35 protein-coding genes and 3 tRNA genes are annotated in these 25,857 nt (G+C 39.7%); 31 read left to right on the top strand and 7 right to left on the bottom strand.

The features are described from left to right. Positions 1-64: 64 nt before the first annotated feature. Positions 65-1,075 carry a PTO1314 family radical SAM protein gene (locus TVG_RS01565; RefSeq protein WP_010916557.1) on the top strand — a complete coding sequence of 337 codons (1,011 nt, stop codon included), beginning with the start codon at positions 65-67 and terminating at the stop codon, positions 1,073-1,075. Positions 1,076-1,181: 106 nt separating this feature from the next. Here the strand turns inward: TVG_RS01565 and TVG_RS01570 are convergent. Continuing rightward, positions 1,182-1,256 (bottom strand) — tRNA-Arg (locus tag TVG_RS01570). Between the two features lie 293 nt (positions 1,257-1,549). Here TVG_RS01570 and TVG_RS01575 point away from each other — a divergent pair. Next, complete coding sequence (locus TVG_RS01575) at positions 1,550-2,041, top strand: hypothetical protein (protein ID WP_156769043.1); 492 nt, start codon at positions 1,550-1,552, stop codon at positions 2,039-2,041. Positions 2,042-2,047: 6 nt separating this feature from the next. On the opposite strand, the gene TVG_RS01580 is transcribed toward TVG_RS01575, so the two are convergent. The 3 genes from TVG_RS01580 to TVG_RS01590 are packed head-to-tail and all read right to left on the bottom strand — an operon-like array spanning position 2,048 to position 5,556. Further along, entirely contained in the window at positions 2,048-2,878 is an 831-nt protein-coding gene (locus TVG_RS01580) for a TatD family hydrolase (RefSeq protein ID WP_010916559.1), read from the bottom strand. Between the two features lie 9 nt (positions 2,879-2,887). Next, complete coding sequence (locus tag TVG_RS01585; protein WP_010916560.1) at positions 2,888-4,102, bottom strand: Nre family DNA repair protein; 1,215 nt, start codon at positions 4,100-4,102, stop codon at positions 2,888-2,890. Positions 4,103-4,158: 56 nt separating this feature from the next. Further along, positions 4,159-5,556, bottom strand: a complete 1,398-nt coding sequence (locus tag TVG_RS01590; protein WP_010916561.1) for an MFS transporter — start codon at positions 5,554-5,556, stop codon at positions 4,159-4,161. 133 nt (positions 5,557-5,689) lie between these two features. Between TVG_RS01590 and psmA the strand changes: the two genes are divergently transcribed. From psmA to TVG_RS01650, 12 genes are read left to right on the top strand one after another with little or no spacing between them, the layout of a single operon-like run. Beyond that, positions 5,690-6,391: an archaeal proteasome endopeptidase complex subunit alpha gene (gene psmA, locus TVG_RS01595; protein WP_010916562.1), complete on the top strand. Its 702-nt coding sequence runs from the start codon at positions 5,690-5,692 to the stop codon at positions 6,389-6,391. 37 nt (positions 6,392-6,428) lie between these two features. Continuing rightward, positions 6,429-7,121 carry a ribosome assembly factor SBDS gene (locus tag TVG_RS01600; RefSeq protein WP_010916563.1) on the top strand — a complete coding sequence of 231 codons (693 nt, stop codon included), beginning with the start codon at positions 6,429-6,431 and terminating at the stop codon, positions 7,119-7,121. Positions 7,122-7,171: 50 nt separating this feature from the next. Then, positions 7,172-7,882 (top strand): exosome complex RNA-binding protein Rrp4, encoded by a 711-nt coding sequence (rrp4, locus tag TVG_RS01605; RefSeq protein ID WP_010916564.1) that lies wholly within the window; start codon positions 7,172-7,174, stop codon positions 7,880-7,882. Beyond that, the gene (gene rrp41 / locus TVG_RS01610; protein ID WP_394295254.1) at positions 7,845-8,588 is read left to right on the top strand and encodes an exosome complex exonuclease Rrp41; all 744 of its coding nucleotides are present in this window, start codon (positions 7,845-7,847) and stop codon (positions 8,586-8,588) included. The genes rrp4 and rrp41 overlap by 38 nt, the downstream gene beginning before the upstream one ends. 2 nt (positions 8,589-8,590) lie before the next feature. Continuing rightward, positions 8,591-9,373 carry an exosome complex protein Rrp42 gene (rrp42, locus tag TVG_RS01615; RefSeq protein WP_010916566.1) on the top strand — a complete coding sequence of 261 codons (783 nt, stop codon included), beginning with the start codon at positions 8,591-8,593 and terminating at the stop codon, positions 9,371-9,373. 5 nt (positions 9,374-9,378) lie between these two features. Continuing rightward, positions 9,379-9,621: a 50S ribosomal protein L37ae gene (locus TVG_RS01620; protein WP_010916567.1), complete on the top strand. Its 243-nt coding sequence runs from the start codon at positions 9,379-9,381 to the stop codon at positions 9,619-9,621. Then, positions 9,618-9,755, top strand: coding sequence for a DNA-directed RNA polymerase subunit P (locus TVG_RS01625; RefSeq protein ID WP_010916568.1), 138 nt, complete (start codon positions 9,618-9,620; stop codon positions 9,753-9,755). The genes TVG_RS01620 and TVG_RS01625 overlap by 4 nt, the downstream gene beginning before the upstream one ends. A gap of 3 nt (positions 9,756-9,758) precedes the next feature. Then, positions 9,759-10,925, top strand: a complete 1,167-nt coding sequence (locus TVG_RS01630; protein ID WP_010916569.1) for a tRNA pseudouridine(54/55) synthase Pus10 — start codon at positions 9,759-9,761, stop codon at positions 10,923-10,925. Between the two features lie 2 nt (positions 10,926-10,927). Then, positions 10,928-11,224 (top strand): 50S ribosomal protein L21e, encoded by a 297-nt coding sequence (locus TVG_RS01635; protein ID WP_010916570.1) that lies wholly within the window; start codon positions 10,928-10,930, stop codon positions 11,222-11,224. 3 nt (positions 11,225-11,227) lie between these two features. After that, on the top strand, positions 11,228-11,539 hold the full coding sequence (locus TVG_RS01640; protein ID WP_010916571.1) for an RNA polymerase Rpb4 family protein: 312 nt from the start codon (positions 11,228-11,230) through the stop codon (positions 11,537-11,539). A 13-nt stretch (positions 11,540-11,552) separates the two neighbouring features. Further along, positions 11,553-12,101, top strand: coding sequence for a DUF655 domain-containing protein (locus TVG_RS01645; RefSeq protein WP_010916572.1), 549 nt, complete (start codon positions 11,553-11,555; stop codon positions 12,099-12,101). Further along, a complete protein-coding gene (locus TVG_RS01650) occupies positions 12,098-12,811 on the top strand; it encodes a ribosomal RNA small subunit methyltransferase A (protein ID WP_010916573.1) in 714 nt (237 codons plus the stop codon). Before TVG_RS01645 ends, TVG_RS01650 begins: the two co-directional genes overlap by 4 nt. On the opposite strand, the gene TVG_RS01655 is transcribed toward TVG_RS01650, so the two are convergent. Further along, positions 12,756-13,580: an SPFH domain-containing protein gene (locus TVG_RS01655; protein WP_010916574.1), complete on the bottom strand. Its 825-nt coding sequence runs from the start codon at positions 13,578-13,580 to the stop codon at positions 12,756-12,758. The two genes, TVG_RS01650 and TVG_RS01655, sit on opposite strands and share 56 nt — an antisense overlap. A 172-nt stretch (positions 13,581-13,752) precedes the next feature. Here TVG_RS01655 and TVG_RS01660 point away from each other — a divergent pair. The 4 genes from TVG_RS01660 to TVG_RS01675 all read left to right on the top strand — a co-directional run bounded on the left by TVG_RS01660 (position 13,753) and on the right by TVG_RS01675 (position 15,800). Then, positions 13,753-13,825 (top strand) — tRNA-Pro (locus TVG_RS01660). A gap of 768 nt (positions 13,826-14,593) precedes the next feature. Further along, positions 14,594-15,082: a winged helix-turn-helix domain-containing protein gene (locus TVG_RS01665; protein WP_083755822.1), complete on the top strand. Its 489-nt coding sequence runs from the start codon at positions 14,594-14,596 to the stop codon at positions 15,080-15,082. 76 nt (positions 15,083-15,158) lie between these two features. Beyond that, positions 15,159-15,542 (top strand): hypothetical protein, encoded by a 384-nt coding sequence (locus TVG_RS01670; RefSeq protein WP_010916576.1) that lies wholly within the window; start codon positions 15,159-15,161, stop codon positions 15,540-15,542. 90 nt (positions 15,543-15,632) lie between these two features. Further along, the gene (locus TVG_RS01675; RefSeq protein ID WP_010916577.1) at positions 15,633-15,800 is read left to right on the top strand and encodes a preprotein translocase subunit Sec61beta; all 168 of its coding nucleotides are present in this window, start codon (positions 15,633-15,635) and stop codon (positions 15,798-15,800) included. 4 nt (positions 15,801-15,804) lie between these two features. On the opposite strand, the gene TVG_RS01680 is transcribed toward TVG_RS01675, so the two are convergent. Next, positions 15,805-16,767 carry a mevalonate-3-kinase gene (locus tag TVG_RS01680; RefSeq protein ID WP_010916578.1) on the bottom strand — a complete coding sequence of 321 codons (963 nt, stop codon included), beginning with the start codon at positions 16,765-16,767 and terminating at the stop codon, positions 15,805-15,807. Positions 16,768-16,977: 210 nt separating this feature from the next. Between TVG_RS01680 and TVG_RS01685 the strand changes: the two genes are divergently transcribed. Both TVG_RS01685 and TVG_RS01690 read left to right on the top strand, forming a co-directional pair. Further along, the gene (locus tag TVG_RS01685) at positions 16,978-17,796 is read left to right on the top strand and encodes a DedA family protein (RefSeq protein WP_010916579.1); all 819 of its coding nucleotides are present in this window, start codon (positions 16,978-16,980) and stop codon (positions 17,794-17,796) included. Between the two features lie 408 nt (positions 17,797-18,204). Then, the gene (locus TVG_RS01690) at positions 18,205-19,734 is read left to right on the top strand and encodes a site-2 protease family protein (RefSeq protein WP_010916580.1); all 1,530 of its coding nucleotides are present in this window, start codon (positions 18,205-18,207) and stop codon (positions 19,732-19,734) included. Positions 19,735-19,743: 9 nt separating this feature from the next. Here the strand turns inward: TVG_RS01690 and TVG_RS01695 are convergent. Further along, a tRNA-Gln gene (locus TVG_RS01695) sits at positions 19,744-19,816 on the bottom strand. Between the two features lie 225 nt (positions 19,817-20,041). On the opposite strand from TVG_RS01695, the gene TVG_RS01700 reads away from it, so the two are divergent. The 11 genes from TVG_RS01700 (at position 20,042) to rnp1 (ending at position 25,857) form a co-directional block, all read left to right on the top strand. Further along, positions 20,042-20,449, top strand: a complete 408-nt coding sequence (locus TVG_RS01700; RefSeq protein WP_010916581.1) for a zinc ribbon domain-containing protein — start codon at positions 20,042-20,044, stop codon at positions 20,447-20,449. A gap of 420 nt (positions 20,450-20,869) precedes the next feature. Then, positions 20,870-21,865, top strand: a complete 996-nt coding sequence (gene rpl3p / locus TVG_RS01705) for a 50S ribosomal protein L3 (RefSeq protein ID WP_010916582.1) — start codon at positions 20,870-20,872, stop codon at positions 21,863-21,865. A gap of 8 nt (positions 21,866-21,873) precedes the next feature. Next, on the top strand, positions 21,874-22,629 hold the full coding sequence (gene rpl4p / locus TVG_RS01710; protein ID WP_241760301.1) for a 50S ribosomal protein L4: 756 nt from the start codon (positions 21,874-21,876) through the stop codon (positions 22,627-22,629). After that, positions 22,629-22,880, top strand: coding sequence for a 50S ribosomal protein L23 (locus tag TVG_RS01715; RefSeq protein ID WP_010916584.1), 252 nt, complete (start codon positions 22,629-22,631; stop codon positions 22,878-22,880). Before rpl4p ends, TVG_RS01715 begins: the two co-directional genes overlap by 1 nt. An 8-nt stretch (positions 22,881-22,888) precedes the next feature. Further along, positions 22,889-23,593 carry a 50S ribosomal protein L2 gene (locus TVG_RS01720; protein ID WP_010916585.1) on the top strand — a complete coding sequence of 235 codons (705 nt, stop codon included), beginning with the start codon at positions 22,889-22,891 and terminating at the stop codon, positions 23,591-23,593. Then, positions 23,580-24,035, top strand: coding sequence for a 30S ribosomal protein S19 (locus TVG_RS01725; protein ID WP_010916586.1), 456 nt, complete (start codon positions 23,580-23,582; stop codon positions 24,033-24,035). The genes TVG_RS01720 and TVG_RS01725 overlap by 14 nt, the downstream gene beginning before the upstream one ends. Before the next feature lie 5 nt (positions 24,036-24,040). Continuing rightward, a complete protein-coding gene (locus TVG_RS01730; RefSeq protein ID WP_048054074.1) occupies positions 24,041-24,487 on the top strand; it encodes a 50S ribosomal protein L22 in 447 nt (148 codons plus the stop codon). Continuing rightward, a complete protein-coding gene (locus tag TVG_RS01735; RefSeq protein ID WP_010916588.1) occupies positions 24,484-25,161 on the top strand; it encodes a 30S ribosomal protein S3 in 678 nt (225 codons plus the stop codon). The genes TVG_RS01730 and TVG_RS01735 overlap by 4 nt, the downstream gene beginning before the upstream one ends. Continuing rightward, a complete protein-coding gene (gene rpmC, locus TVG_RS01740; protein ID WP_241760325.1) occupies positions 25,121-25,288 on the top strand; it encodes a 50S ribosomal protein L29 in 168 nt (55 codons plus the stop codon). Before TVG_RS01735 ends, rpmC begins: the two co-directional genes overlap by 41 nt. Beyond that, positions 25,289-25,591 carry a translation initiation factor gene (locus tag TVG_RS01745; protein WP_010916590.1) on the top strand — a complete coding sequence of 101 codons (303 nt, stop codon included), beginning with the start codon at positions 25,289-25,291 and terminating at the stop codon, positions 25,589-25,591. It begins immediately after the preceding gene. Continuing rightward, positions 25,588-25,857: a ribonuclease P protein component 1 gene (rnp1, locus tag TVG_RS01750; RefSeq protein ID WP_010916591.1), complete on the top strand. Its 270-nt coding sequence runs from the start codon at positions 25,588-25,590 to the stop codon at positions 25,855-25,857. The genes TVG_RS01745 and rnp1 overlap by 4 nt, the downstream gene beginning before the upstream one ends.

Here is a 25,857-nt window from a genome sequence, read left to right on the forward strand (position 1 = left end):
AATTTTAATATATTTATCTTTTAATATTAATAATGCTTATATAGAGTATTAGATTGGTTTTACAATGGCTATAATAGAACCTATTATAGGTAGGTCTATAAAGAGAAAGATGGGTGGTATGCGTGGCAAAAAGATGCCCTTCATTGCCGGCCATAAGTTGCTTTACACATGCAACTTAAGGTGTGATATGTGCCCATTCTGGAGGAGGAAGGACGAAAGGCTTCTCAGTATAGATGAGGAGATAATGATGATGGATTCACTGGCATCTGCGGGCGTTTCATTTATGGGGTTTGAAGGCGGAGAACCTCTATTGAGAAACGATCTTGAGGACATACTCAGGGAATCGCATAGAAGGTTTCATACTTCTTTAGTTACTAACGGGTGGCTTCTTAAGAATAGGGCTTCATCTATAGCAAAGTATCTGGATTATCTTTTCGTTTCAATTGATGGATTAAAAGAAACACATGACAAGCAAAGGGGAGTACCAGGTTCCTTTGAACACGCCCTGGAAGGGATAGAAGAAGCTAAAAAGTACGTTCAGGTCGCTATAAGCACAACCATAACAACGTACAATATGAATGAGATAACAAAGGTCGTAGAATTAGCAAAAGATTTGGGAGTTGGAATAAATGTTCAGGTATCGTATGATTACAGTACGGCAAACAATCTTTCTCCAGAAAAGAAAGCGCTTTACGATGTGCTGCTGTCTTTGAAGAAGATGAAGGAAGATGGGTACCCTATAGTAAATTCAAAGGAATACTTTGACACGTTGATATCATCTTGGTACTATGGCATAAAATGGGCCTGCAAACCATGGTCCACTGTAAATATAGATCCGCAGGGGAGGATCGTTATGCCCTGCTACGTATTGAATGAGTATGCAGGGTCCAGCAAAGTTTGGGAAACGGACATAGTTAGGCTATGGAATACATACGATTGGTCCCAATACGAAAGTTGCAATAAATGCTCGCTATCGTGCTATCTTGAACCATCTATATTCTCTTGGAAAAAACTATCAATGGTTAACGAAAGGATAATAGGCAGCATTGCGAATTACATTTCGTCCATGCTATAATTTAACATATCTGCTATTTTTTTACAACTTCTTAAATATAAAGGCTCAAATGACCGTCTTATGTATTTGTATTGGCACGATAATAAAAATATTCGGTAACAGGTAACGGGCGCAAGGGGATTTGGACCCCTGATCTACAGCTTAGGAGGCTGTTGCCCTATCCAGGCTAGGCCATGCGCCCAATTATAAATTTTGGAGAAAACCGTAAGAGAGTCCTCCGGCATGGCTATCAAATGCGGATATATAGAATTAACTTTGATATTAGAAAGCTAAAATGGTTTTGGAGCTCCAGTTGGCAATTATCCGATTAACTAGATTGAGTATTTTATTTGCCCTTATACCTCTAATTATAATAGAATAGGAAAAATTTGAAATCTTCTTGCATATTATATGCTTATAATACAAAGATATATCAAGCATAAAGTTAGACTTATAGGTAAGTTTATTAATGACAATATCATGATATTAGCTATCATGACTCAGGAAAACAAAACTATATCAAAGAGGAGTGAAGACGAAGTTTTGGAGGGACTACTAAGAAGGATAGCCCAATTGAAGAGAAACCGAGAACTAAACTACCGTAAAATGGCAAATTCTAATGTGCCCGACAATGTGAGGAGTATGATGCTTAGAGTAGCTGATATGGAGGAGCAGACAAGAAGGCGCATAGAAGACGCAATTAGAAAGAAGGAATTTGATGTCTCTATAAACAACACAAATAGTTACGCCATGATAGAACACATTGTTAAAAATTCTGATGTATCGGACATATCTGACGTGAAAAGTGTTCTTCTGAAGTCCATGAAAGAGGAAGAAGAGCTTCATAGGATCCTAGAGGTTATGTCAAAGGAGTATAACGGCACTAATATTGAAAAAACCCTAAGGTCTATAATAGAGTGCGAAGAAAATAACAAAAATGCATTGGCAGATCTTTACGAAGACTACGTAAATGAGGGCTATTGGTAAAAATAGTTAAAAAGAGGTTTTCTTCAGTCTTCCGTAAATATGTGCGGGAAGCTCTTCAAATATAGAATACAGCAATTCGTCAGCATTCTCTATCTGCTGTTGTATCATTAATGCTCTTTTGGGAACAGAATCCGGCGGCAAATACTTGTTTCGGTATAGAGGATCGTCTATAAAATCAGTTTCTAGAAGAAACTTTTTTGACAGCGCCGTTGATTCAATTACATTTTTTCTGGATGCGCCAATTGAACGGAATATATGCGTATTACATTTCAGATCGTTTGGCCTTGCGTGGTGTTTGACTACCTTTACATTTTTGCCAAAGCTCGATGAAAGACTCTCCAAGCGCTCGTAATCTTTGCAATCCAGGTCATACGTATGTAATATGACTGGCGAATCTATATTTCCAGCTATTTCGAATGCTTCGGATAGCATTTCTGTATATACATCCATTAATTCTTTGTCAACTTGAATATGCGGATATCCAATCTCCCCAATGGCATCAGCTTTTTCCTCTGATACTAATTTTGCAGCTAGTTCTAAACCATGCCTCATTTCATTAATCGGATCCAAACCAGCATTTGAAAAAAATTGGTAGTCGAATGGATATGGCCCTATTGTTACAACGACTTCTATTCCAAACTCTGATCTTATCTTCTCTGACATCTTTATATTCCATTCATATAGATTTTCGTAATATCCTGACGTTCTGTCGTGTAGCGGAAGATTTGTGAGGTTTATCGATGTGCCACCCGCCTTAATAAATCTTCCAATAGCCTCTTTGTAGTTCCCGCCTGGATTAAGGTGAAAATGATTGTCAAATACTCTTCCTTTGTACATTCTTATCTCTCAATAGTTGTCTGTCAACGTTTTCTGAGTCATAAAACGTTTTATGACCGGTGAATATCTTTTCCATTCCGCTATTTCTAAACGGACTTTGAAAAGATCTTCAAGGCTTTCGAATATAGCTGGTTTGCCCTTAAGGGCATTTCTTACGCTTTCTCTGATCACCCAAACTCCAAGGGGAGCAAAGTAATCTGGAGAAATTCTCCTAAGTACGATAGCAGAGGCGCTCCTTCTTATCCTTGATAAATATTCGAAAACCGCAAGCCTTGCTGCATAATAAGCACCGGTTATTTCGCTTGCATATGAATTTCTCGGGCTTTCGAATTCAAAATCTATAGAGACTCTTCCATCACTACCCCAAAGCGATCCTATTTCCCAGTATTCCTGCATTTCAAACGCAGTTCCCCTTGGCAGGAGTATTATGTTGAAGTGATTTCCAAATCTGGAATATGAAAAAACCATAGGTTTGTCTATAGATTCGTAGTTTAATGCGTCGCTCTTAAGATATCTCGAAATAGTATCATCGACGGCAGTTATTGACCATCTAGTAGGTACTAGCTTCCTCTTCTTTTCGATACCTAAAAGACCTCCCGATAAGAGTCCGGTGATATAATTAATATCTATACTATTCATGTAAAGGATTTTAAGTGCCTCTGTTGAATTTAGATCAATATCGTATATAACATCCTGTGCTGCTCTGGGTGTTTTAGCGTTCCCGTAGACCTTAATGTTCTCAGATTTATACATAGGCCCTACTGGGCTATCAAAAAAATCGAAGTGCTTTTCTTTGCCAACTATCCTGCTTTCAACTCTAAGTTCATTCAATGCCATTGCAGCTTCTTGAATTTGTTCTACAGTTTTTTCGCTTAAATTATGTACCGATACCGTTTTTACATTTCTAAAAAGATTTGCGTTTCTTTCGATAATTTCTGGCATGCCAAGGTCAAACATATCCCGTCGGGCATACGGCCTTTCAGGATCAACGACAGACATGATCCCGCCATATACCGAAGGATAGTTATACTCACCTATGAATATGGAAGGTGGTGTGCTCGTACTTATGTCTCCGTGGAGATCTAATCGAGGGAATACCTCTTGAAATCTCTCTAGTATTGGGCAGACCCTAAGACCGCACATATGTTTATGCCCCTTGCATAACCTGCAGTAAGGATAAGGGGCAACGTTAAAGTTGTATCTCGGGTCACTGCCGTTAATCACACTATAACATTAATTACAATGATTTAATGTTTCTCAATGATCCTTCTAGAGTTGATTTATTTTCCAATTGAACCTCTTATACCTGTATCTGCTGTTTCCCCTGTTATTTCTTCTAGGCTTTTCCCTCTGGCTTCCGGTATGCCAACATTCATTATTATGATCGAGAGTATTGCAATAGCGGAAAATCCTAAGATGAGAAATGGCAATCCAAGTCTCGCAAGAAGAAGTGGGAAGGCAGTTAATCCAAGGGCATCTGCGGTCCTGTCAAGGCCAACAGTGATTGCTTGTGAAGTTCCCCTTGCCTTCGTAGGTGTTATTTCCGGAGTGACCATTGCACCACCGATTATTGAAGCTGGTCCCATCGCTGAAAACAAGTAATTCATAATGTAGAATGAAAAGCCAGCAAATGCTGCTTCACCAACAAGGCCGGTTGGTAGGATTCCAGAAAGTATCTTGGAACCGAATATCGGAGACTTCATCAGAAGCAGCCCATAAAGCAGAAGCCAGAAAAACACTCCAAGATATCCTATTGTTATAAGGCGCTTCCTTCCAATCTTATCAATCAACATAGCGGAAACAATGGCTCCAGGTATACCTGCAAAAATTTCTGCATAGTACGTAAATGAAATAGGAGTTAATCCGAGGTTTTTGGCAATCGTTATCGGTCCGTATATAGCAAATGTAGACGAATACATATCATAAAGTATCCATAACACTGAAGAAATTAAAACAAGAACTAATGAAGTCTTTAATCTATAAGAATAAGTCTTTGTATCTCTTGTTATCTCTATCTTCGTTCCAGTTTCTTTTTCTATGCTCATAATATCTACAGAAGAACCCTTAACAATAGCGGAGTACCTTGCAGTTTCTGTTATTTTCCTTCTGAAGTATATCACGAATAGAGCTGGGACTCCGCCAAATGCGAGAACTATTTTCCATACAAGAGACGATGGCAAAAGAATAGTTGAAACCTGATCTACGAACGCCGCTAGCATTGCACCAAAGGCGGCCATTATAGGAAACGTCATTATCATCAATTTCCCTCTGTCCCTTGAATTTGCATTCTCAGCAGTTATTATAGGTGAGAGGACATAATCCCCACCTATCCCGAGCCCAAGTATTATTCTGAATATAAGCAATAAAGTGAAATTAACTGCAAAAAACTGCAGGAAAGATCCAAGGGTGATCAATGCTAGATCCAGGCCATACACCGGCTTCCGACCTATCTTGTCGGCTATAAGGCCGAATAATATCGCGCCTATAGCCGCACCTATGAATGCCCCCGAAGTCATGAGTGCGCTTTCTGGTGGTGTTAGATTGAGGTAAAATGCTGCTATATAATAGACTAACGCGATAGCATACAAGTTATACGAATCTGAGAAGATGCCTATACCACTTACGATCACAGTTTTAATCTGGAACCTCGTGAGCTTGCTATCAAAGTCACTGAACATAATGAGGTATTTTATTAGGATATATAAAATTTGAGTAAATACTCATATATTAGTAATATATTTTAAATATCACTTTTCATAGATAAAAGAAATCTTTATTATTCGTTTGATTATAGCGACTGGAGGAGATAATATGCAACAGGGTCAGATGGCTTATGATAGAGCGATAACGGTATTCTCTCCCGACGGGAGATTATTTCAAGTTGAATATGCAAGAGAGGCTGTAAAAAAGGGATCGACTGCCCTTGGATTAAAATTTTCAAACGGCGTCCTTCTGATATCTGACAAAAAGATAAGGAGCAAACTAATAGAACAGAATTCCCTTGAAAAGATACAGCTTATTGATGATTATGTTGCCGCTGTGACTTCAGGTCTTGTTGCTGATGCAAGGGTTCTTATCGACTTCGCTAGGATCAGTGCACAGCAGGAAAAAGTTACATACGGTTCCCTTGTAAATATCGAGAATCTAGTAAAGAGAGTTGCCGATCAAATGCAACAATATACGCAATATGGTGGCGTAAGGCCTTACGGTGTATCCCTTATATTTGCAGGAATAGATCAGATTGGGCCGAGGTTGTTTGACTGTGATCCAGCAGGAACGATAAACGAGTATAAAGCGACAGCTATAGGATCAGGAAAGGACGCAGTGGTAAGCTTTCTAGAGAAGGAATACAAAGAAGGGCTTTCGGAAAAAGAGGCAGTAACACTCGGCATAAAGGCGCTTAAGGCCTCCTTAGAAGAAGGGGAAGAGCTAAAGGCCCCTGAAATAGCTTCCATTACAGTGGGATCTAAATACAGAATATATGGTGCAGAAGAAGTAAAAAAATTCCTGTAATGTGACATATTTTTATTTTTAATGGAATTCACTAGTTATGGTACGAGTAGAAGATGCCATTGTAGCTAGGCTTGAATCTCATGGCTACAAGTTTGAGATACTTGTCGATCCAGATGCAATAGAGAGGATAAGGAAGGGAAATATCGATATAGAAAACGATCTAGCTATGCCCGAAGTCTATAAAGATGCCAGAAAAGGCGAAAAGGCAAGCGAAGAATCATTGAAAGAGGCGTTTAAGACAACAGATATAGCACAGATAGTTGTTGATATAGTCAAAAAGGGCCAAATACAGTTGACGACAGAGCAGAGAAGGGAGATGTATGATGAAAGGAGGAAACAGATAGTAAATATCATTGCCAGAGAAGGAATAAACCCACAAACTAATACCCCTCACACACCATATAGAATATCCCAGGCTATGGAAGAGGCTAAGGTAAAGATCGATCCATTTAAAAGTGCTGAAGAGCAGGTTCAGGGCGTCCTTAAAGCCATCATGCCTATTATACCTATAAGATTTGAGAAAGCTAAGCTAGCTGTAAAACTTGTTGGCGATGCATATGGAAAACTCTATGGAGAACTGGCTAAGTCTGGATACATAACAAAAGAGGAGTGGGGCAAAGACGGTTCGTGGATGGGCATATTGGAAGTTCCAGCAGGAATCCAGGGGGATATAATCGAGAGCCTCTCAAGGCGTGGGGGAGATAAGGTACAGATAAGGGTTATAAAATAAACGAAAGTATATTATGAGAATAACAATAAAGTTGCAAAAAAGGACAGAAGGTGTATCAGTTGGGCGATGTTAAAAAAATAGTGTTGCCTGGAGACCCTGTGGAGGTTCAGGGCAAGATCAGGAATGGAATATATAGAGGCCCTGACAACAAGTATTATTCGGAATATTTCGGCACGCTTCAGGTTAGTGACCAGTACGTTGATGTTGTGCCCTTTTCAGGCCAGTATATACCAAGAAAGGGGGATAAGGTAATTGGGAAAATAATAGAGGTTGGGCCTTCTACTTGGACCGTGGATATCAATTCGCCTTATTTTGCTATGCTTCATATGAACGACACTCCATGGCGGATATCTTCTGGCGATCTGAAGAGATACCTAAACTCAGGCGATTACGTATACGCAAAGATCATGAGCGTAAACGAGATCAAAGAGAGCTGGTTGACCCTAAAGGAACCAGGCCTGAAAAAACTGGAAGGAGGCCATATGGTGCTTATCCATGCATCAAGAGTACCAAGGGTCATAGGGAAGGGCGGTGGCATGGTCAACATGGTCAAAGAGCTCACATCAACTCGTATCATAATCGGTCAGAACGGCCTTATATGGATCGACGGTCCAATTGAAGGTGTGACCATGGCCATAGCGGCTATTGAGATGATAGAACGTGAGGCCCATACTGAGGGCCTAACTGTACGTGTTGAGAGTTTTTTGAAAGAACTAAGGGGTGATAAAGACGGAAACCAGCAAGATAAAGCTAATCAATGAAGATAACCTAAGGCTCGATGGAAGATCATTCAATGAACTTAGGCCCATAAAGATCGAAGCAGGTGTATTAAACAGAGCTGATGGATCGGCATACATAGAATGGGGAGGCAATAAAATAATAGTAGGTGTGTATGGTCCAAAGGAAGCTTATCCGAAGCACTCGCAGGATATAGATCATGCGGTTGTTAAAGCCAGATACAACATGGCCGCATTTTCAGTTGATGAAAGAAAGCGGCCTGGCCCAGATAGGAGAACAATGGAAATATCAAAAGTCATTTCTGAAGCCTTAAGTTCGTCCATTATGATTGAACAATTCCCGAGGGCTGAAATAGATGTATATATTGAGGTATTGCAGGCTGACGCTGGCACTAGAATCGCTGGATTAACTGCAGCTACAGTTGCACTTGCAGACGCAGGCATTCCAATGAGGGATATGGTCGTCGGGTGCACAGCTGGAAAGGTGGATGGACACATCGTGCTTGATCTATCGAAGGAAGAAGATAACTTCGGTGAGGCAGACATACCTATGGCTATTATGCCTAAAACAGGTGAAATAGTACTTCTGCAAATGGATGGTGATGTGACGGAAGATGAATTCTATGAGGCAACATCAATGATCATAGAGGCTACTAAGAAGATATCTCAGATACAGAGAAACGCCCTTCTTAATAAGTATAAGATAGAGGGCATAGAAGGGGGTGAATAAGAATGGTTAAAGAGTCTGCTGAAATACTATCCGAGATCAGGAAGAACTATATACTTACCACAATGAAAGGTGGAAAGAGGATCGATGGCCGTCTACCCGATGAATTTAGAGAAATAACGATAATCGAAAACTACGTACCAAGGGCAAATGGATCAGCCTATGTTGCCCTCGGCAAGACGAGGGTTGTAGCGGGTGTTAAGATTGAGGCGGGGGAGCCATTCCCGGACACACCGGATCAAGGAGTACTCACGACTAACGTTGAGCTTCTCCCAATAGCATTTCCTAGCTTCGAGGCTGGCCCTCCAAATGATCTAGCAATAGAAGTTTCAAGGGTTGTCGATAGAGGTATAAGGGAGAGCAAGATGATAAGCCCTGACAAACTTGTTATCGAACAGGGCAAGAAGGTATGGATCGTCTTCCTCGACATAAACGTTCTTGACTATGATGGTAATCTTATTGATGCGTGTACTATCGCGGCTGTTTCTGCACTCAGGAATGCTATTGTCCCTGCATCTAGAGAAGGCGGTGAAGATTTCAAGTTGCCTGTCGTCAATACGCCTATATCTGTTACCATGGTAAAGATAGGTGATACCCTCGTTTGCGATCCTTCGCTGGAAGAAGATCAAATTTGCGGTGGTCGAATTACAGTTACTACAACTGAAGATGGACATATAAGGGCTATGCAAAAAGGTGAAATAGGAGTATTCACTCTCGATGACGTTAAGAAAGCAATAAAAATGTCCCTTAAAGTAGGCAAAAATATTAGGGAGAAGTATTTCAGGTGACATAAATGTCAAAGAGAACATTGAAGGTAGGGGCAGCGGGAAGGTTTGGTCCTAGGTATGGAGTAACTATTCGGAAGGAATGGAACGAAATTTACAAGCAGAAGATAGCACTGTATACATGCCCGTCCTGCAAGAAGAAGAGGGTAAAGAGACTAGCAGCCGGTATTTGGGTCTGCAGGCACTGCGGTTATAAATTTGCAGGCGGGGCATATAACCCTGCTTATGAGGTAAAAGTGGTAGAAGGATGACTGAATATAAATGTGTTAGGTGTGGCAGGCCTCTTGAAAAGACCATGGGAACCACAGAAATAGAATGTGAATGCGGTTCCAGGGTATTTGTAAAGGAGAGGCCTAGCATTGAAAAAACGATTAAAGCAAGATAAAAGATGGTAAGCCTTTCGGATCTTGCCTCCTATCCTATCTGCAGGAGATGCGCAGGCAGAATTTTCGCTATGGTTGGGACCGGGCTCACTAATTTGGAAAGGGGCTCGATGCTTGAATTTTCTATAAAATGTGAAAAGAACGATCCGGAATTCAATTTTGCCGATCCGCAGAACTGTGAGATTTGCCACGGTATATTTGATAAATTTTCCGTTTTTCTTTCACTTGTAGAGGATAAACTCAAAGAAATTGAATATTCCACTTTCGTAGTAGGTTCTGTATTTCCCAAAGAATGGATAGAACTTGAAAACAAGATCCAAGAGGCATTCGGTGCACATGGTGAATCAATAAAGAAGGAGTTTAATAGGGAATTCGGAAAATATATAACAGCTAAGACAGGGAAAGAGTATAGGAAAGAAGACCCTGATATTACTATTGCTGTTAATGTCGAATACGAGTTTGTAAATGTATCCATAAAAAGCCTTTTTATATACGGGAAATACAGAAAATATAGGAGGGATATGCCACAAACTAGGTGGATACACAAGAAGGATGGGGATTCTATTGAAAGCATTATAGGCGAAGCTGCATTGAGGATAGCAGGTGGCAAGAATTACTACTTGCATGGTTCAGGTAGAGAAGATGTGGATGTTAGGATGCTCGGGAATGGAAGGGAATTCGTCATTGAAGTAGAAGCGCCTATTATGAGAACCTTTGATCTCAGTATTCTATCGGAGACAGTTAACCGATCTATGAAGGGCGTCGAAATATTTGACCTAAGTTTCGTTGACCGCAAGACCGTAAAGGAGATAAAGGAGGAGAAACACTCCAAGGTATATGATTGCATAATCGAAGGAGATACAGATATAGATAAACTTAAGCTCGAGGAAGCCTGTACTGAAATGAACGGAAAAAATATTTATCAAAGAACACCATTAAGGGTTGCCCAGCGAAGATCAGACCTAATAAGGACAAGAAAAATTGAAAGGATGGAGCTAGTTGCTGTAGAAGGCAAGGAAGCTGAAATAGTAGTTCAGGCAGAGGCAGGAACATACATAAAGGAGTTGATCAGTGGAGACAGTGGGAGAACCAATCCATCACTCTCGTCAAAATACGGGTCTCAATTGAATGTTAAAGAACTGGATGTCATTAAAATATGCAGAGGTGAATAGTAATGGTTAAAATGTCGCACGGACCCAGATCAGGGTCAAGAAGGAAGCTTACTAAGAGCAAGGAAGAACGGAAGAAGTCAATAATAGGAAGGATGATGCAAGAGTTCTCGCCTGGAGATCGTGTTGCAATAGATATAGAGCCTTCAGTCCACAACGGCATGCCTTATCACAGGTTCCAAGGCTATACAGGTATTGTTGAAGGAGCTCAAGGAAATTGCTATAAGGTGGGTGTAAAAGTGGGGAGCCTTACAAAGTACGTGATAGCTTCTCCAGTGCACCTCAAAAGAATAAAAGGATGAAAAATGGAGAAAAAGTATATCAGCATACCCGAAGTTTACAATATACTGTCGAAAAAAGAACAGCTGACCGACATGGAAAAAGAAAACTTAGAGTATGCTGGCAAATTCTCAAGAGTAGATCCTTCTGTAATAGATAGGGTAAAGGGGGATATTTCTGGAATAGCTAAGCTGCCAGAAAAAGTTATTGTGAAAATTCTTGATCTTAAACCGGGGACCCCGGCAGATATAACATCTATACTTTCAACTTACAACGTTATGATTTCTGACGAAGATTTAAATGCTCTTGCCGACTATCTCAAAAAATTAAAATTCTAAGGGGAGTGATGGGTTGGAAGAGTATGCTTATGTTTTAGATTACTTGCCACAAGGAAGACCAGATGATAGATCCTATAGGATGAACCCTCTAGTGCTTGCTATAGGCGAGAGCGAATTCAAATTGCTCGAGCTCATACCGAAGCCAAACGAAATAATAACTGTCGGGGAAAAGGTGTATATAGGAAAAAACCCAGAGATGAGGAAGAAAATTCTCTCCGTAAGGCGCCGTATAACATACAAAGATCTTACTAACTCTGCCCAGAACGAACTCCCTTATGTGCTAGAGGATATAGTTAACAAACAACAGGAAAGGTTTATTAAGTTTTTTAACGAAGCTGAGCCAATAAACGCAAGACTGCACAGCCTTGAGCTTCTGCCAGGGCTTGGCAACAAGACCATGTGGGCTATTCTGGAAGAAAGAAAGAAGAAGCCGTTTGATTCATTCGAGGACCTTGTAAATAGGGTTAAGAGTATACATAACCCTCAAAAGATGATAGCCGGCCGTATAATTGAGGAATTGAAAGACCGCTACGAAAAGTACAAGCTATTCGTTTCAAAATGAGTTACAGCAAGCGATTGGGCCAAGTTTTCCTTAGGAGTAGAAGAATAGCAGAGTATGAAGTGGACCTCCTTAACGGTCATCCAGGGGATTCGGTACTGGAGATAGGGCCTGGCCACGGGATACTGACATCAATATTACTCGATAGAGGTTACTACGTAACAGCTGTTGAGAAGGACAGGTTTGTCTACAACGAACTGCTCTCTATAAAAAACAAAAATCTCAACCTTTTCAATATGGATTTTCTTGACATGCCGCCACAAAAGTATGATTTTATTATTGGTAATATACCATACTATATATCATCGGATGTAATATTCAAACTTTATGATTTTGAGTTCTCTGCTTCTGTAATAATGGTACAAAAAGAGTTCGCAGACAAATTAACAAATGTCAAAGATTCCTCCAGGCTTTATGTTAATGCTTACGTGAGGTACGAAATTGATCTGAAGCGATACGTTGGTAGGAAAAATTTCAACCCTCAGCCGAAGGTGGATTCAGCTATCCTGTTACTGAAGAAGAAAAAGATAAACCTAGACATACCCTTGGATTACCTTGATTCAAAATTGAAGGTTATGTTTTCAAAGAAAAGAAAAATGATATCAAACATATTCGAGATTTATCCAGAGAGCATGGGAAACAGAAGGCCATCCGACCTTACTGCTTCTGAGATCCTTGACCTTGTACGTCTTCTACATGCCCACGGGCTTTAAGTGCCTCATTCATTCCCATAACAGAAAAGGCAGAACCGGCCACTGGTACATCTGACGGCACCATTATCATTGAAGACTTGCCCTCCAGCCCTATCTCATATATTATCTGCATCCACCTAAGTTGGAGCCCAACTGGATTGTCTACATACTGCTTTGACGCTTCAACCATCTTCTGTGCCGCTTCCACCTCAGCCTGTGCAAGGGTGACTCTTGATCTCCTTTCCCTCTCTGCTGAGGCCTGCCTTGACATTGCCTCCTGTAACTGTGATGGAACTATTACATCTCTTATCTCAACTGAAGCGACCTTAACACCCCAAGCTTCAGTTTTCTGATCTATAATTTCCCTAGCAGTTTCGCCAACCTTTTCTCGTTCAGATAGAAGTTCGTCAAACATTGATTTTCCAATTACTTCCCTTAGAGTAGTTTGAGCTGCATAATTTGTACCAACAGAATAATTCTCAATATTCAAGACTGCCTTTTGAGGATCTATTACCTGGTAGTACATTATCGCATCAACGTTTACAGGGACGTTGTCCTTTGTGAATGTTGCCTCAGTTTTGAACTGCACTGGTTGTATTCTTGTCGAAACATATATGCCTCTACTTACGATTGGAGTAATGAATATTATCCCTGGGCCTCTAATCCCACCATACCTACCCAAAGTTAGTACGATGGCCCTTTCCCATTCCTTTAATACGTGTATACCAGAGAGTAGTATTATCAAAGCAATTATGATAATTATTATTAGCAGTATGTCCAAACCTGTCATATGTAAGTAAATCAAACATAATATATAGATTTATTGTAATATTTTTTCTCTTATGAATTTATTCCTTTCAATATTTAACAGCTTCTATTGTTCCATCGGGGAAAAATCTCCTAAATGCTGCTTCGTTTAACAGGCTCAAATTTATATTTGAAGTTTGCATTCCGAGTTTTAGGGGGCCGTGGGGTAGCTTGGTATCCTACGGGCTTTGGGAGCCTGAGACTCCGGTCCAAATCCGGACGGCCCCATCAGGTTTTAGTTTTAATGGATAATCTGAATATTCTACCGTCTTTTAAAATGCAGAGTCAAGATAGAGAAAAATGGATATTTATGAATTATCTTTTTTATAGACTTCTTTTTACGGTTTTCCAATTTGCACTTTTATGTTTGGTTCTTAATGTGATCTTGTTAAAAATATTAATAATCTTGAATAATGAATAAATGTAAATACTAAAATAAAAAATGAGAATGCATAGTGATCATTTCTTAAAAATTATCCTCAAACGATCAACCACAAATACACATGGCGATCTCATAATAATCTTGAATGCAAGCTTATTCCAAGATTTGGATTGCGATAAAGAGCTAAAAATTATCCTTAATTTTTTGACTAATAATTCAAAAAATATGCGATATAATGATTGCAGCTTTTTGTTATAATTAGTTCGTGTATACTAAAACCGAAGTTAGAAGGTATATTTGAAATTCATTATAAATATCTTATTACAATACAATGTAATTTCGTATCTTTAATTTCTTGCACAAATTTAATATATAAATTATTTTAATTATTTGTCATCTTCAATTGAAATTAGATGAGGCCGAAAGATATAAATACAAATTTTTTTTGAAAATGGCGCTAGTTAAAGACCAGTTATTTCAGATCGGAGCTTAATTTTGAATCAGAGATTTTGGGAACTTATTGCGGTCTATAATGATGGAATGCCAGCTAAAGAAAAGCCTCAGTATAGAATGAAATTCCAATCAAAAAACACTGAGAAACAATACTTGTGTTTATGTGTTCACCATTGGAAAATACGTTAAGGGAAATTGTAAATGCATCCGTTGTAAGTAATTATCCCCCATCAACCTGCGTTAGCGTGGTATGCTCACAAAATGGTGACAAAGAAAAAATGCTAGCAAAATCACTTTCTATATACTTTGTGTCTAAGATAATATACCATAAGCCCGATGGATCTTCTGAGGTAATAAAGAACGAAGAAGAGAATATTAATCTCAGGTTCTCTCAATCAGTTGTTACAGGGCGAAAGCAAAAGGCAAAAATTATATTCGACATATTAAGTTTTATAAAGACGCCTGAGTGCACTGGAATAAAGAGCATTATCTATAACTGCAATTTGAATTATAGAACTGCAATTAAGATACAGAGGGAGATGGAAAGTAGAGGGCCCAAAGAAAAGCAACAGGAAGGAAGGAATGGAAAATACATTTTGACGAGCAAGGGAACGGATTTTTTGGAGGCAATTCAATTTATTACATTATGAGTATTTTTATCCAATGAACTTAAGCTGTAGAGGGCATTTAATAATCCTTTTATATAAACAAAAAATACCTTAGTGAATGAAGAATTGGAGCGGGCATATATATTTTGATCCAAAGTTTGAATGGTCAAAGCTTGATAAGGCTTTTCAAGAGATATTCGAACATATTGTTGAGCAAAAGAAGAATCCAGAAGACCTGCAATTCGACCAGGTCATTTTGCAGCTCAACCTAGAAGAGATTAAGAAGAACAAAAAGCCCATAGGATATATAAAAGATGATGCCAGATATAAATTGGTCTTCCCTCTTGATCGCAAGGAGATGATTATTTATCGTGGTGTTGTGAGTGAAGACGTACACGAAAAAACCGAGGAAGTAGAGAAAATATTGAAGAATAAAAAGATAAAATATACTGTCGATTACGATAAAATGCTCCTCTACGAGATCAAAAGGTCTAAGAAATAATATACTGGCTAGTTTTAAAATACTAGATTGCAGTACACAATGGCAACGCATGGAGAAAGTTTAATAGAATTAATTATATTAACAGGATCGATGGCTTCAGACAAAAAGTCAGAAGGGTTCCAGTCTGGTGCTGGTTTAATAAGGTACTTCGAAGAAGAGGAAATAAAAGGACCAGCTCTTGATCCGAAACTTGTGGTTTATATAGGAATAGCTGTGGCCATTATGGTTGAGCTTGCAAAGATATTCTGGCCCCCATAAATATTCAATCACTTTCAACTTTCTTTATCCAGGCTGGTCCTGCTACATTAAGTATTTTTGGCTTTGATCCGAACGTATTTTTTATGTGAATTAAACGCTCTAAGTCATCCCTTCTCACTATGACATAAACATTGCTTCCGCCGGTAACTATATATGAGTTCCAGAACTCTTTTCTTAGTATTTTGATAAACTCTATTAATTTCTGCATATTTTCTCTGATTACTAAGACACCTACTTCTCTAAGTATGCTATGATATTCTTCCGTGTCTTCCTCAGCCTTTTCGAATATTCCCTCGATGTCGTCTGTCCTTGCCATCTCCTTGATCTCGTGTGCGTGTTCATCTGCATCTATTGTTCTTTGCTTGTACCTTTTACTCTTTATAATATTCTGGTGTATTGTGTCCGATGGATTTCGTGGATAATCAAAGGAAAAACCAACTATGGCGTAGTTGTTAAAATGTTCAGGCCCAAGTACTCTTTCCGTATAGGCGCTATAGCCATCGCTCCATGTAATTGTTAGGCCGCCATGTAGGCTTCTTCCAGCGCTTTCGGATATCATGCGTATATCGTTTTCAATATCGTGAATATCATTTTTCTTATCAATGAATGACAGGATTGCACCAATTGACGCAGCTCCGGCATCAGAGCTTCCGCTGAGTATTCCGTAGTTGAGGGATGAGTAGGATACATCTTTTTTGCCAAAGAAACTTTGGAGTTCGTTCCTGTAGCGTTCAAGCACTGATTTTACGGATCTATTTTCATCTTTACTTTCTGTTCCATTGAAATATATGTGCATTTCACTATCACCATATATGGTACTCTCTGTTCTTATTGAGCCGCAGGAATCAGTATAGGCTATACCCGCAGATGTATGGAGCGGCGTCCGTGTCTTTTCATTGGCAATTCCTCCAAGTAGTACTACACCGATAGTGGGATACGCAACTGACGTTATTGATGAGTTCGACATGTTATCTGCATGGTATGTTTATTCTATTTTTGAAGGTAACGAATTGACGGGTGAAAGCAAAGGCAGAACATACTCAAATTATAAATGCATAATATTTAAATCAGGAGTAGATGTAACATCACTATAAGAATTGCATTAAATGGATCAATTTGATCTTTGATGATTTATGATATTAATGAAAGTAAATACGAACTTTGAAGGGATATTCCAATGCCGCAGAAATTTGGAAAGAATGGATTCGTACAAGTTAGGGACAAGATGAGAATTAATTTTAGATCACTATTTTTAAAAGTTAATCCTGCTGGTTCAGCTTCAATGTCTAAGTATTATTATTATGCATTCATATTTTCTATACTCATATTGTTTGCGAGTGCCGTCAGTATTACAAATGGTTATTTCCATTATGTTAACGTTTACTCATACTATTCATATCAACATAAAATACTAGCACCGTTTTCTCTAACTGGATACGAAGGCATGTTTCTGGTCGTGGCTTTTGCCCCGCTTCCAGACTACCTCATTTTGCCATTTTACGGGTATCTTTCTTCAGTTGGTGAATTCAATATTTTTTTAACTTTTCTCGTCTCTGTTGCAGCAATGTTGTTCGAGATGGGTATAGAATACGCAGGAGGTAGACTGGCTGGTAGACCGCTCCTCCTTAAGGTATTGTCATACTTTAAAATCACTGAAAAAGATCTTGAAGTGGCAGATCATTGGATAAAAGATCATGGTAGTTTCTCCATATTCATAGCAACTTTTATTCCGTATTTTAAGAACGTAACTTCACTTGCCGCCGGCACTTTGAAAATGAATGCAGGACTTTTCTTTCTTTCAAACCTTGTAGGTTTTTCCATTAGGTTTGGTCTACTTTTGTACATAGGCTATACCGGTATATTCGTACTAACCCCATCCTGGGATTATTCGCACCGGCTGGCTACAGCTTTGGTTGGAGTTTTAGCGTTGATGTACATTATAGCCTACACTTGGCGTAAAATCTCGACTATTCTAGCATATCGAGTAAAAAAGTAGATAAGAAGTTCTAACTTTTAAATAAGTGTGTATTGTCAATTTTTGTTTATTTTTTAATTGCTCTAGCAACAAAAATATTAGGAATATTATATCAAGGAATTCTGTATCAAAGGAAGTTTACAATGATCTTAAAAAAATACGATACGCCTTCGTGTTATGTAGGGGCGATCAATAAAGCAGTCGCACTTGTTAAAGCCTACAGGAAAAAATGCAGTAGCCTTGAGATAGATCGTGATGTAAATGCATTTGCTAACATAAAAAAGTGTTCGTGCATGTTCCAAACGAGCTGTTGAAGTATTATAGAGTGAAGCAGCCAAAATATACAGAGAATATGGCAGGAAGTCAAACATACATTGATGTTTGGCAGAGCTAACAAACGTTATAACCTATGTTTCAATATCTAATGGGATGAATTACCTTTACCTGTTCGTGTTTCTTCTAATAGCGTGGATAATGGCCATTTATCTATTATCGCCATACATAAAAAAATCCGGGAATTTTTCGTTGTTTGGGCCTGCACTTATGCTTAAATTCACTAAGAATAGACATGTTATTGATGGGATAGCTAAAAGATTCCCGGCAATTAAATTTTCTAAGGTGTCAGTTGTAATTGTTTTTATCGCGGGCATAGTTTCATTGGTGATGTTATTTTATAGTGCTTACTTAGCATCTTTTATAAGGCCTAGCCAGGCTCCTCCTGTAACAGAGTTTCTTGGCATTCCGGGAATAAATCCGGCAATACCAGTCGGCTATGGACTTCTAGCCATAGTTATATCCGTCGTTATCCATGAAATGATGCACGGAATAACGGCTAGAAAACATGGCCTAAAGGTGGATTCAGTTGGTGCCCTCTTTTTCATAGTACCTGTTGGCGCATTTGTCGAACCAAATCAAGATGAAATGACAAAAGCTGATCCGGTGATTAGAAGAAGAATTTTTGCCGCTGGACCATCAATAAATATTATAATCGGTATTATATTTGCTGTAATCCTTTCTACCGCAATGTTTGCTGGCGCCCAACCAATACATCAAGGGCTTTATATAGAATCCTCGGACACAACGGTGAATCCTCACATCTTACCAGGTACTGAATTAATATCACTGGGTAATTACTCCGGAAGTGCTGTAATGCAGGCCCTTCAAAGCCCAACATTTCTTCCGGGCTCGAATGTAACGGTTGAAACGTTCGATGGTCATAGCGTTTCAAAAGGTGAAGCGGTAGCCGGGGTAATAATAGTATCAGTCATTTCCGGTTATCCAGCAGAAAAAGTGCCGGGAAACTCTGTTATACTCTCTATCGATAATAAAACAATATACAATCTTACAACTCTTGATGATGTACTCAATTCTATAAAACCTGGGACTCATATTTCTATGAAGATACTAGAGCTGCCATCATATAGCCTGCAATCCTATACTATGGTAACAGCATCTAAATATAGTTACTATCAGCAGTATGATCCATCAGCTAACAGTGTAATTTACAAAAATCAGAGCTTTATAGGTGTTTCGGTTTCATATATGGGAATAAGCGGTTATCCTTTAAACGAGCTCAGGAATATCATATTTTTAAAAGAAATTTATGCTAATCCAATTGACGGCTTTATCACATCTATAGGGTTACCATTTTACGGTCTCAACCCTGTTCCAGTTTCGCTGGCAAGCATGTTCTCTGTTCCTGTTAATCCAACGCTGTTTTGGGGTACTGTAAATATACTATTTTGGATGTTCTGGATAAATATTGTATTGGGGATAACTAACGCATTGCCGTTTGCGTTCTTCGATGGAGGTCAGTTCTTCAAGGATACCTTGACAATATGGGGCCGCCACATAAAATCTTTGAGAAGCGAAAAGACAGTGAATCAGGTAATGTACTTTCTTAGTTTTATTGTTTTCTTTCTAATACTGTGGGAAATAGTTATACCAAGAATAATTTGAAAACGAGAATAGCCCTGGGCAGATTCGAACTGCCGTCGATGGGTCCAGAGCCCATAATGCTTGGCCGCTACACCACAGGGCTTCTTTTGCTACATATCAAAATGGGATAATAATCTTTTCATAAATGGACATTTGCAAATCTTAGTTGATTTATTAATCATTTGACTTGTAAATTTATGTATGATAGTGGTATATGTATTTGTATAGGCTTTCAAGGCCGTAAAACAGTATTTCTATCCTTCTGGTAACCTGAAGGTGCTTATGCATAAGTTTACTGATATGGTCAATTTCACGATAAATATTATGATTGAGAATTGGGGGAATAAATAAGATTACAAAGAAGGGCGATGGAAAAGGGAATAATTACAGATTCATTCTTAAGAATGCGTTTCCATATGGGATGCTTGCATCCCAGGTAATGTATAAGGCATCATGGGAAGGCCTTCCTGCCATAGAGCTGACAAGAAAGGAAACAAGGAACACCAGCAGGATGTGCTCGGTATGTGATACTCTGGCCAGAATAGAGCATGGCAGGATCCTGAAGTGTGATTCCTGCGGTATTGAGATAGACCGTGATGTGAATGCATGCATAAACATTGCATTCAGGTATCGGACATGTCTGAAACGATCCCATAAAGGCCTGCCAGGTGAAGCTGTGAAGCAGTCAAAAGATGTGGAGCAGATGGCAGGAAGCCAAATATCAATGGATATTTGACAAAGCCCATAAACGCATGCTGCCATTTTTTGATGTCTCTTCTTGATTTGCAAATGGATTTAAATACTATAGAAATTCGTATATTGTGCGTGATCCAGAGAATACGATATAAAAACTTTATCCTGTATGATAGGGATTTATCTATATTCAAATAGCAGTGAAACTAAAATTATCAAAGAACACGGTGCAGATTTGTGCTTATTATTTCAAAAAGCACTAGACTAGAAAGATTAATAACTGTGATTGCATTCCGACATAAAGTGCTCAAAATGAGCTGTCTTTAGGGCCTCCGGATCTTAACAGGTTAAGGAGGCCGTAAAGCCATACACGCATTGGGCAACCATATGGTCCCATTGCTGCTGGTCTAATGATATTTTAGACCTAGCTGCAGCGTGTAACGGTATATGGTGGTGAAATTAGATGGCAACGCCTCATCATTCGAGAAGAGGATCAATGGCCTATTACCCTAGGGTAAGGGCAAAAAGTATAGAACCAAGGATAAGGAGCTGGCCCGAGATATCAGGACCTGTAAAGGTACAGGGATTCGCTGGGTTCAAGGTAGGAATGACGCACGTAGAAATGGTAGACTACAGAAAAACCAGTGTTACAGCAGGTCAACCTATATTTGTTCCTGTTACGGTAATCGAGGTTCCACCCCTAGACGTCATAGGGATAAGGCTATATGACGAGGATGAAGAAGGAAATATGGTTGTGGTATACGAAAAATGGACGCAAAACCTCGATAAGGAGCTGTTCAAAAAAATCACAACATTTAAGGAAGTAAAAGAGAAGCCTGTCCCTGAAACATATGCAGATGTAAGGTTAATAGTCGCTACAAGAAATAAGGATGTACCTGGGATCCCATCAAAGAAACCAGAGATATTTGAACTAAGGATAGGTGGAGGAAATTCTGTGAAGGAAAGATTTGAATACGCTACGGCACATCTCGGAAAAACAATAAGATTCGAAGACTTTTCTAAACCTGGAAAATTTGTAGACGTTTTGTCAGTTACTAAGGGTAAAGGATTCACGGGTCACGTTCAGAGATTTGGTGTAAAACTCCTCCCTCGCAAGAATAGGAAGCATAGGAGAATGATTGGTACGCTGGGCCCGTGGCATCCAGATTGGGTTAGGAATACTGTGCCTCAGGCAGGTCAGATGGGGTACCAGCAAAGAACAATAAGCAATGTTAGAGTTCTTAAATATTCGAAGGGGGAAGATGCGGATACAATAAATGTGAGAGGCGGTTTTCTCCACTATGGCCTCGTAAAAAATGACTATGTCCTATTGTTTGGATCTGTCCCTGGCCCTGCCAAGAGGCTTATAAAGATGAGAGATCCGGCTAGGCAGAAAGTACCGGATATAGATAATGTCAAGCTTGATTACATATCATTAGAATCTAAGCAAGGTGATTGAATACGAAGGTGCCTATATATTCAATAAATGGTGAAAAGAGAGGTGAGATAGACCTCCCTGAAATATTTAACTATAGTGTTAGAGAAGACTTAATTCGAAAGGCTTTCAGAGCTATATCACTTTCACTTCGTCAACCGTATGGTTCGTCTCCTCTTGCTGGATTGAGGAGGGTGGGTCATACAACCAAGCCAGGTCTTGGGATATCTAGAATGCCAAGGATTGCTGGTGGATCTAGGGTCGTAGGTATAGCTAGTGCAGTTGGCGGTAAAAGCGCTCATTCTCCGAGAAGCACAAAGAAACTCTATGTAGGGATAAATGAAAAGGAAAGAAAGATGGCAAAATTCAGCGCAATAGCTATGACCGCATCCGCTGATGCTGTAAGGAAGAGAGGTCATAGATTTAGTGAATCTTTGCCATTGCCTGTTGTAGTAGAAGATGCTGTTTCAGGAATTAAGAAAACGAAAGACGCGGTTAATTTACTTAAATCAATAGGACTGTATGAGGATATACTTAGATCAAAGGAAGGTAAACACATACGGGCTGGACGTGGTAAGATGAGAAATAGAAGGTACAAGGTCCCTAAAAGCCTGTTGATAGTTGGAACCGATTCGGTCTCGCTTAAGGTGTTTAAGTCTCTTCCGGGTGTAGACGTTGCGTCAATGGATTCGTTGAGTATAAGGAAGCTAGCGCCGGGAGGGGTTGGAGGTAGGCTTACCGTATATACTGAAAGTGCAATTGAGAAGCTAAGGGAGGCGAATGCGTAATGGGAGACGTTATATTATCACCGGTATCCACTGAGAAGACTGCATTGCTGGCAGAGAAGGAAAATAAACTAACCTTAATAGTCGATAGGAAGGCAACGAAGGAAGACATAAAAAGAGAAGTTGAGAGTAGGTTCTCTGTAAAAGTCGAAGGTATAAACATACTGATAACAAAAAAAGGGAAGAAGGCTATAGTTAAGCTAGCGAAGGAATATTCCGCTGAGGAGATAGCGGAGAGAATAGGTGTGTTTTGAGGTGAATTATGGGTAAACATATAATCCCACAAAGGAGAGGCCATGGAAGTCTCGTTTACAGAAGCCCTAGCCATAGGCATGTCGTAGATGTTAAGCACTTGAAACCAGGCGAATATGTAGTTAAAGACATTATCCACGCACCTGGCAGGAATTCACCACTTCTTGAACTCGTAGATTCAACTGGAAAGAAAGTGTATCAGATTGCTTTTACAGGTGCCTATGTTGGGCAGAAGATAGTTGCCGGGAATGTAGATACAATTAATCCGGGTACTACAACAGTTCTAGCCAATATACCTGATGGGAGTTACGTCTACAACATAGAGAGCAGTCCTGGAGATGGGGGTGAATTTTGCAGAAGCGCAGGTACTTTTGCACTTGTTGTCTCGCATGGAAGTAGAGTTACTTTGAAGTTGCCTTCTGGTTCTATGAGGGATTTCGATCCAAGATGCCGCGCTACTGTTGGAGTAGTAGCAGCTTCAGGAATTATAGATGCTCCAATACTGAAGGCAGGTACTCATGTTCATTATCTGAGGAGTAAGGCGAAGAGGCCGTACACGGTTAGAGGCGTGGCCATGAACGCTGTAAATCACCCGCATGGTGGTGGAAACCATCAACATGTAGGAAGGCCAAGCACTGTTGGTAGGAATGCCCCGCCAGGGAGAAAAGTGGGCAGGCTTTCACCTAAAAGGAGGAAGGTAAATGGTAGTAAATAAGCAAGGTTCGGTAAAGTCCATAAAGAGAAAGGCCAGAAAGTCAAGGAAAGTTACTACTGGCAGAGCTAAGGAGTTCAGTTACAAGGGTTACACACTAGAACAACTACAGGAAATGAGCTTAGAAGAACTTATAAAGATACTTCCTGCCAGAGCAAGAAGATCACTCTCTAGGGAAATGAACCACGACCAGAAGAAACTTGTAGAAAAACTTGAAGGGGATTATGACGACATAAAGACTCACGTAAGAGATGTTATAATATTACCAAGCTACGTAGGTAAAATAGTCGAAGTTTACAATGGCAACAGTTATTCCAAGTTCGAGATAAAGCCGGAAATGATTGGGCATTACCTCGGGGAATTTGTGATGACGAGAAAGGAAGTAAAGCACTCAGGACCGGGTGTTGGCGCAACCCGTTCATCTAAGTTCATGCCATTGAAGTGATTGCTATGAAGGGTTACTCGATGAGTGTGGATGAGAACAACGCAAGAGCTAGGATAGTAGAGGCTGATATATCACTGAAGGATGCTGTAAATATAGCGCATCACATAAGGGGAATGAAGCTTGACTACGCGAAGCAGATACTTGAAGATGTCGTCAGTAAAAAATATGCCATACCATACTTTAGATACCTAGATTCTGTATCACATAGGCCGGGCAAAGGGCCTGGAAGGTACCCAGTCAAGGCGGCTAAGGTCTTTATTGATTTGCTTTCTAATGTAGAAAACAATGCCGAATTTAAGGGAATGAATACAGATAGCCTCATAATTAAGCACGTCGCTGCCAATAAGGGAAGGATGATAAAAAAGTATACGCCAAAAGCCTATGGGAGGGCTGGCGCGAACTTCAAGGATCTAATAAACCTTGAGGTTATAGTTACGGAGGGAGATCAATGAAGGAGAGGAAATTCGTTAACGAGGCGGTAAAGAGGCTCCTTGTTTACGAGTATCTTGTGAAGGAAACTGAGAACGCTGGATTTGGAAAAATGAGCATGAAAAGGACCCCATTCGGTACTAACATAACTCTATATGTAAACAGGCCTGGCCTAGTAATTGGGAGAAGAGGCAGCAAAGTTCAGCAGATGACAGAAACCCTTGAAAAGAAATACGCAATAGAAACCCCGCAAATAGAAGTAAAAGATGTTAAAGATCCTGATCTTAACCCGTCAGTAATAGCAAAAAAGATAGCCCTGTCTCTTGAAAAGGGTTGGTCTTATAGGAAGGCTGGTAACACCTCACTTAAAAGGACAATAGATGCTGGAGCCAGGGGAGTCCTTATAAAGATATCAGGAAAGATATCGGGTGAAAGGGCCAGATATCAGAAGTTCATTTATGGCAACGTGAAATATTCCGGAGAACCAGGGAGCAAAGGTATGCTCGTAGGTTTTTCAACGGCAAAGTTGAAGGTTGGGATACTTGGAGTTACAGTTAAAATACTTAACCCGGAGTATAAGCTACCCGATGTATTTAGTATAAGCAATTTAGCAGGAGGTGAAAATGTTGGAACTGAGAGCGAAACAGATAAGGCAGATGAGCAAGGAAGAGAGGCAGCAAACACTGAAGAATCTTAAGGAAAGCCTGCTGCATGAGAGAGCATTAGTGTCTATGGGAGGTTCATCTCCCAGTCCTGGCAAGGTTAGGAGTATAAGGAGACAGATAGCCAGGTTACTAACAGTTGAGAGGGAGGAAAAAAAGTAAATGAAGGATAAGAACTTTACCGGAATGCCAAAGGAATTACAGCCTTGGGAAGGATTTGGAAGAGAGGCCCAGGCTGTGAAAATAGTCGTGGATAAGAGGAGATACGGCAAGTTTGTTACAATAATTGAGGGAATAGATCCGAAGATAGAGGACATCGAGAAAATCGCAAAAGAATTGAAGAAAAAAGTCGCTTCAGGCGGCACCGTGAAGGAAGGAAGAATAATAGAATTACAAGGAGACCACAGGCAAGAGGTAAAAAAGTTTCTTGAAGATATGGGATTTAAGGTGAGCGTGGAACAATGATATACATTAGTGAGTTCATTGGCCGGCACGTTGAAGTGATCCAAAGTTCAAACAGGTACGATGTCGGTATATCGGGTCAAGTTAGCTTTGAAACGAAAAACACATTTGAGATTACGAAAGGAACTGGAAAGGTTATAGTTCCTAAAGAGGGCCGTATATTCACGTTCGATGGCAAGTTCAAGGTTGATGGTTCACTAATAAACTATAGGCCTGAGGATAGGCTAAGGGAGTATAGGAAGATATTAAAAAAGTTAGGAGGTAATTGA

This window comes from Thermoplasma volcanium GSS1, assembly GCF_000011185.1.
In the GTDB taxonomy this organism is placed as follows: Archaea; Thermoplasmatota; Thermoplasmata; order Thermoplasmatales; family Thermoplasmataceae; genus Thermoplasma; species Thermoplasma volcanium.

Coding starts and splice junctions, on each gene's coding strand:
- TVG_RS01650 (WP_010916573.1), top strand. CDS start 12,098: ATGAGTTACAGCAAGCGATTGGGCCAAGTTTTCCTTAGGAGTAGAAGA.
- TVG_RS01625 (WP_010916568.1), top strand. CDS start 9,618: ATGACTGAATATAAATGTGTTAGGTGTGGCAGGCCTCTTGAAAAGACC.
- rnp1 (WP_010916591.1), top strand. CDS start 25,588: ATGATATACATTAGTGAGTTCATTGGCCGGCACGTTGAAGTGATCCAA.
- TVG_RS01735 (WP_010916588.1), top strand. CDS start 24,484: ATGAAGGAGAGGAAATTCGTTAACGAGGCGGTAAAGAGGCTCCTTGTT.
- TVG_RS01745 (WP_010916590.1), top strand. CDS start 25,289: ATGAAGGATAAGAACTTTACCGGAATGCCAAAGGAATTACAGCCTTGG.
- TVG_RS01715 (WP_010916584.1), top strand. CDS start 22,629: ATGGGAGACGTTATATTATCACCGGTATCCACTGAGAAGACTGCATTG.
- rpmC (WP_241760325.1), top strand. CDS start 25,121: ATGAGCAAGGAAGAGAGGCAGCAAACACTGAAGAATCTTAAGGAAAGC.
- rrp42 (WP_010916566.1), top strand. CDS start 8,591: ATGGTTAAAGAGTCTGCTGAAATACTATCCGAGATCAGGAAGAACTAT.
- TVG_RS01565 (WP_010916557.1), top strand. CDS start 65: ATGGCTATAATAGAACCTATTATAGGTAGGTCTATAAAGAGAAAGATG.
- TVG_RS01600 (WP_010916563.1), top strand. CDS start 6,429: ATGGTACGAGTAGAAGATGCCATTGTAGCTAGGCTTGAATCTCATGGC.
- TVG_RS01730 (WP_048054074.1), top strand. CDS start 24,041: ATGAAGGGTTACTCGATGAGTGTGGATGAGAACAACGCAAGAGCTAGG.
- TVG_RS01620 (WP_010916567.1), top strand. CDS start 9,379: ATGTCAAAGAGAACATTGAAGGTAGGGGCAGCGGGAAGGTTTGGTCCT.
- TVG_RS01670 (WP_010916576.1), top strand. CDS start 15,159: ATGAAGAATTGGAGCGGGCATATATATTTTGATCCAAAGTTTGAATGG.
- TVG_RS01720 (WP_010916585.1), top strand. CDS start 22,889: ATGGGTAAACATATAATCCCACAAAGGAGAGGCCATGGAAGTCTCGTT.
- TVG_RS01685 (WP_010916579.1), top strand. CDS start 16,978: ATGCCGCAGAAATTTGGAAAGAATGGATTCGTACAAGTTAGGGACAAG.
- TVG_RS01675 (WP_010916577.1), top strand. CDS start 15,633: ATGGCTTCAGACAAAAAGTCAGAAGGGTTCCAGTCTGGTGCTGGTTTA.
- TVG_RS01580 (WP_010916559.1), bottom strand. CDS start 2,878: ATGTACAAAGGAAGAGTATTTGACAATCATTTTCACCTTAATCCAGGC.
- TVG_RS01590 (WP_010916561.1), bottom strand. CDS start 5,556: ATGTTCAGTGACTTTGATAGCAAGCTCACGAGGTTCCAGATTAAAACT.
- TVG_RS01665 (WP_083755822.1), top strand. CDS start 14,594: ATGTGTTCACCATTGGAAAATACGTTAAGGGAAATTGTAAATGCATCC.
- TVG_RS01575 (WP_156769043.1), top strand. CDS start 1,550: ATGACTCAGGAAAACAAAACTATATCAAAGAGGAGTGAAGACGAAGTT.
- psmA (WP_010916562.1), top strand. CDS start 5,690: ATGCAACAGGGTCAGATGGCTTATGATAGAGCGATAACGGTATTCTCT.
- TVG_RS01725 (WP_010916586.1), top strand. CDS start 23,580: ATGGTAGTAAATAAGCAAGGTTCGGTAAAGTCCATAAAGAGAAAGGCC.
- TVG_RS01635 (WP_010916570.1), top strand. CDS start 10,928: ATGGTTAAAATGTCGCACGGACCCAGATCAGGGTCAAGAAGGAAGCTT.
- rpl3p (WP_010916582.1), top strand. CDS start 20,870: ATGGCAACGCCTCATCATTCGAGAAGAGGATCAATGGCCTATTACCCT.
- TVG_RS01690 (WP_010916580.1), top strand. CDS start 18,205: ATGAATTACCTTTACCTGTTCGTGTTTCTTCTAATAGCGTGGATAATG.
- TVG_RS01630 (WP_010916569.1), top strand. CDS start 9,759: ATGGTAAGCCTTTCGGATCTTGCCTCCTATCCTATCTGCAGGAGATGC.
- TVG_RS01640 (WP_010916571.1), top strand. CDS start 11,228: ATGGAGAAAAAGTATATCAGCATACCCGAAGTTTACAATATACTGTCG.
- TVG_RS01680 (WP_010916578.1), bottom strand. CDS start 16,767: ATGTCGAACTCATCAATAACGTCAGTTGCGTATCCCACTATCGGTGTA.
- TVG_RS01655 (WP_010916574.1), bottom strand. CDS start 13,580: ATGACAGGTTTGGACATACTGCTAATAATAATTATCATAATTGCTTTG.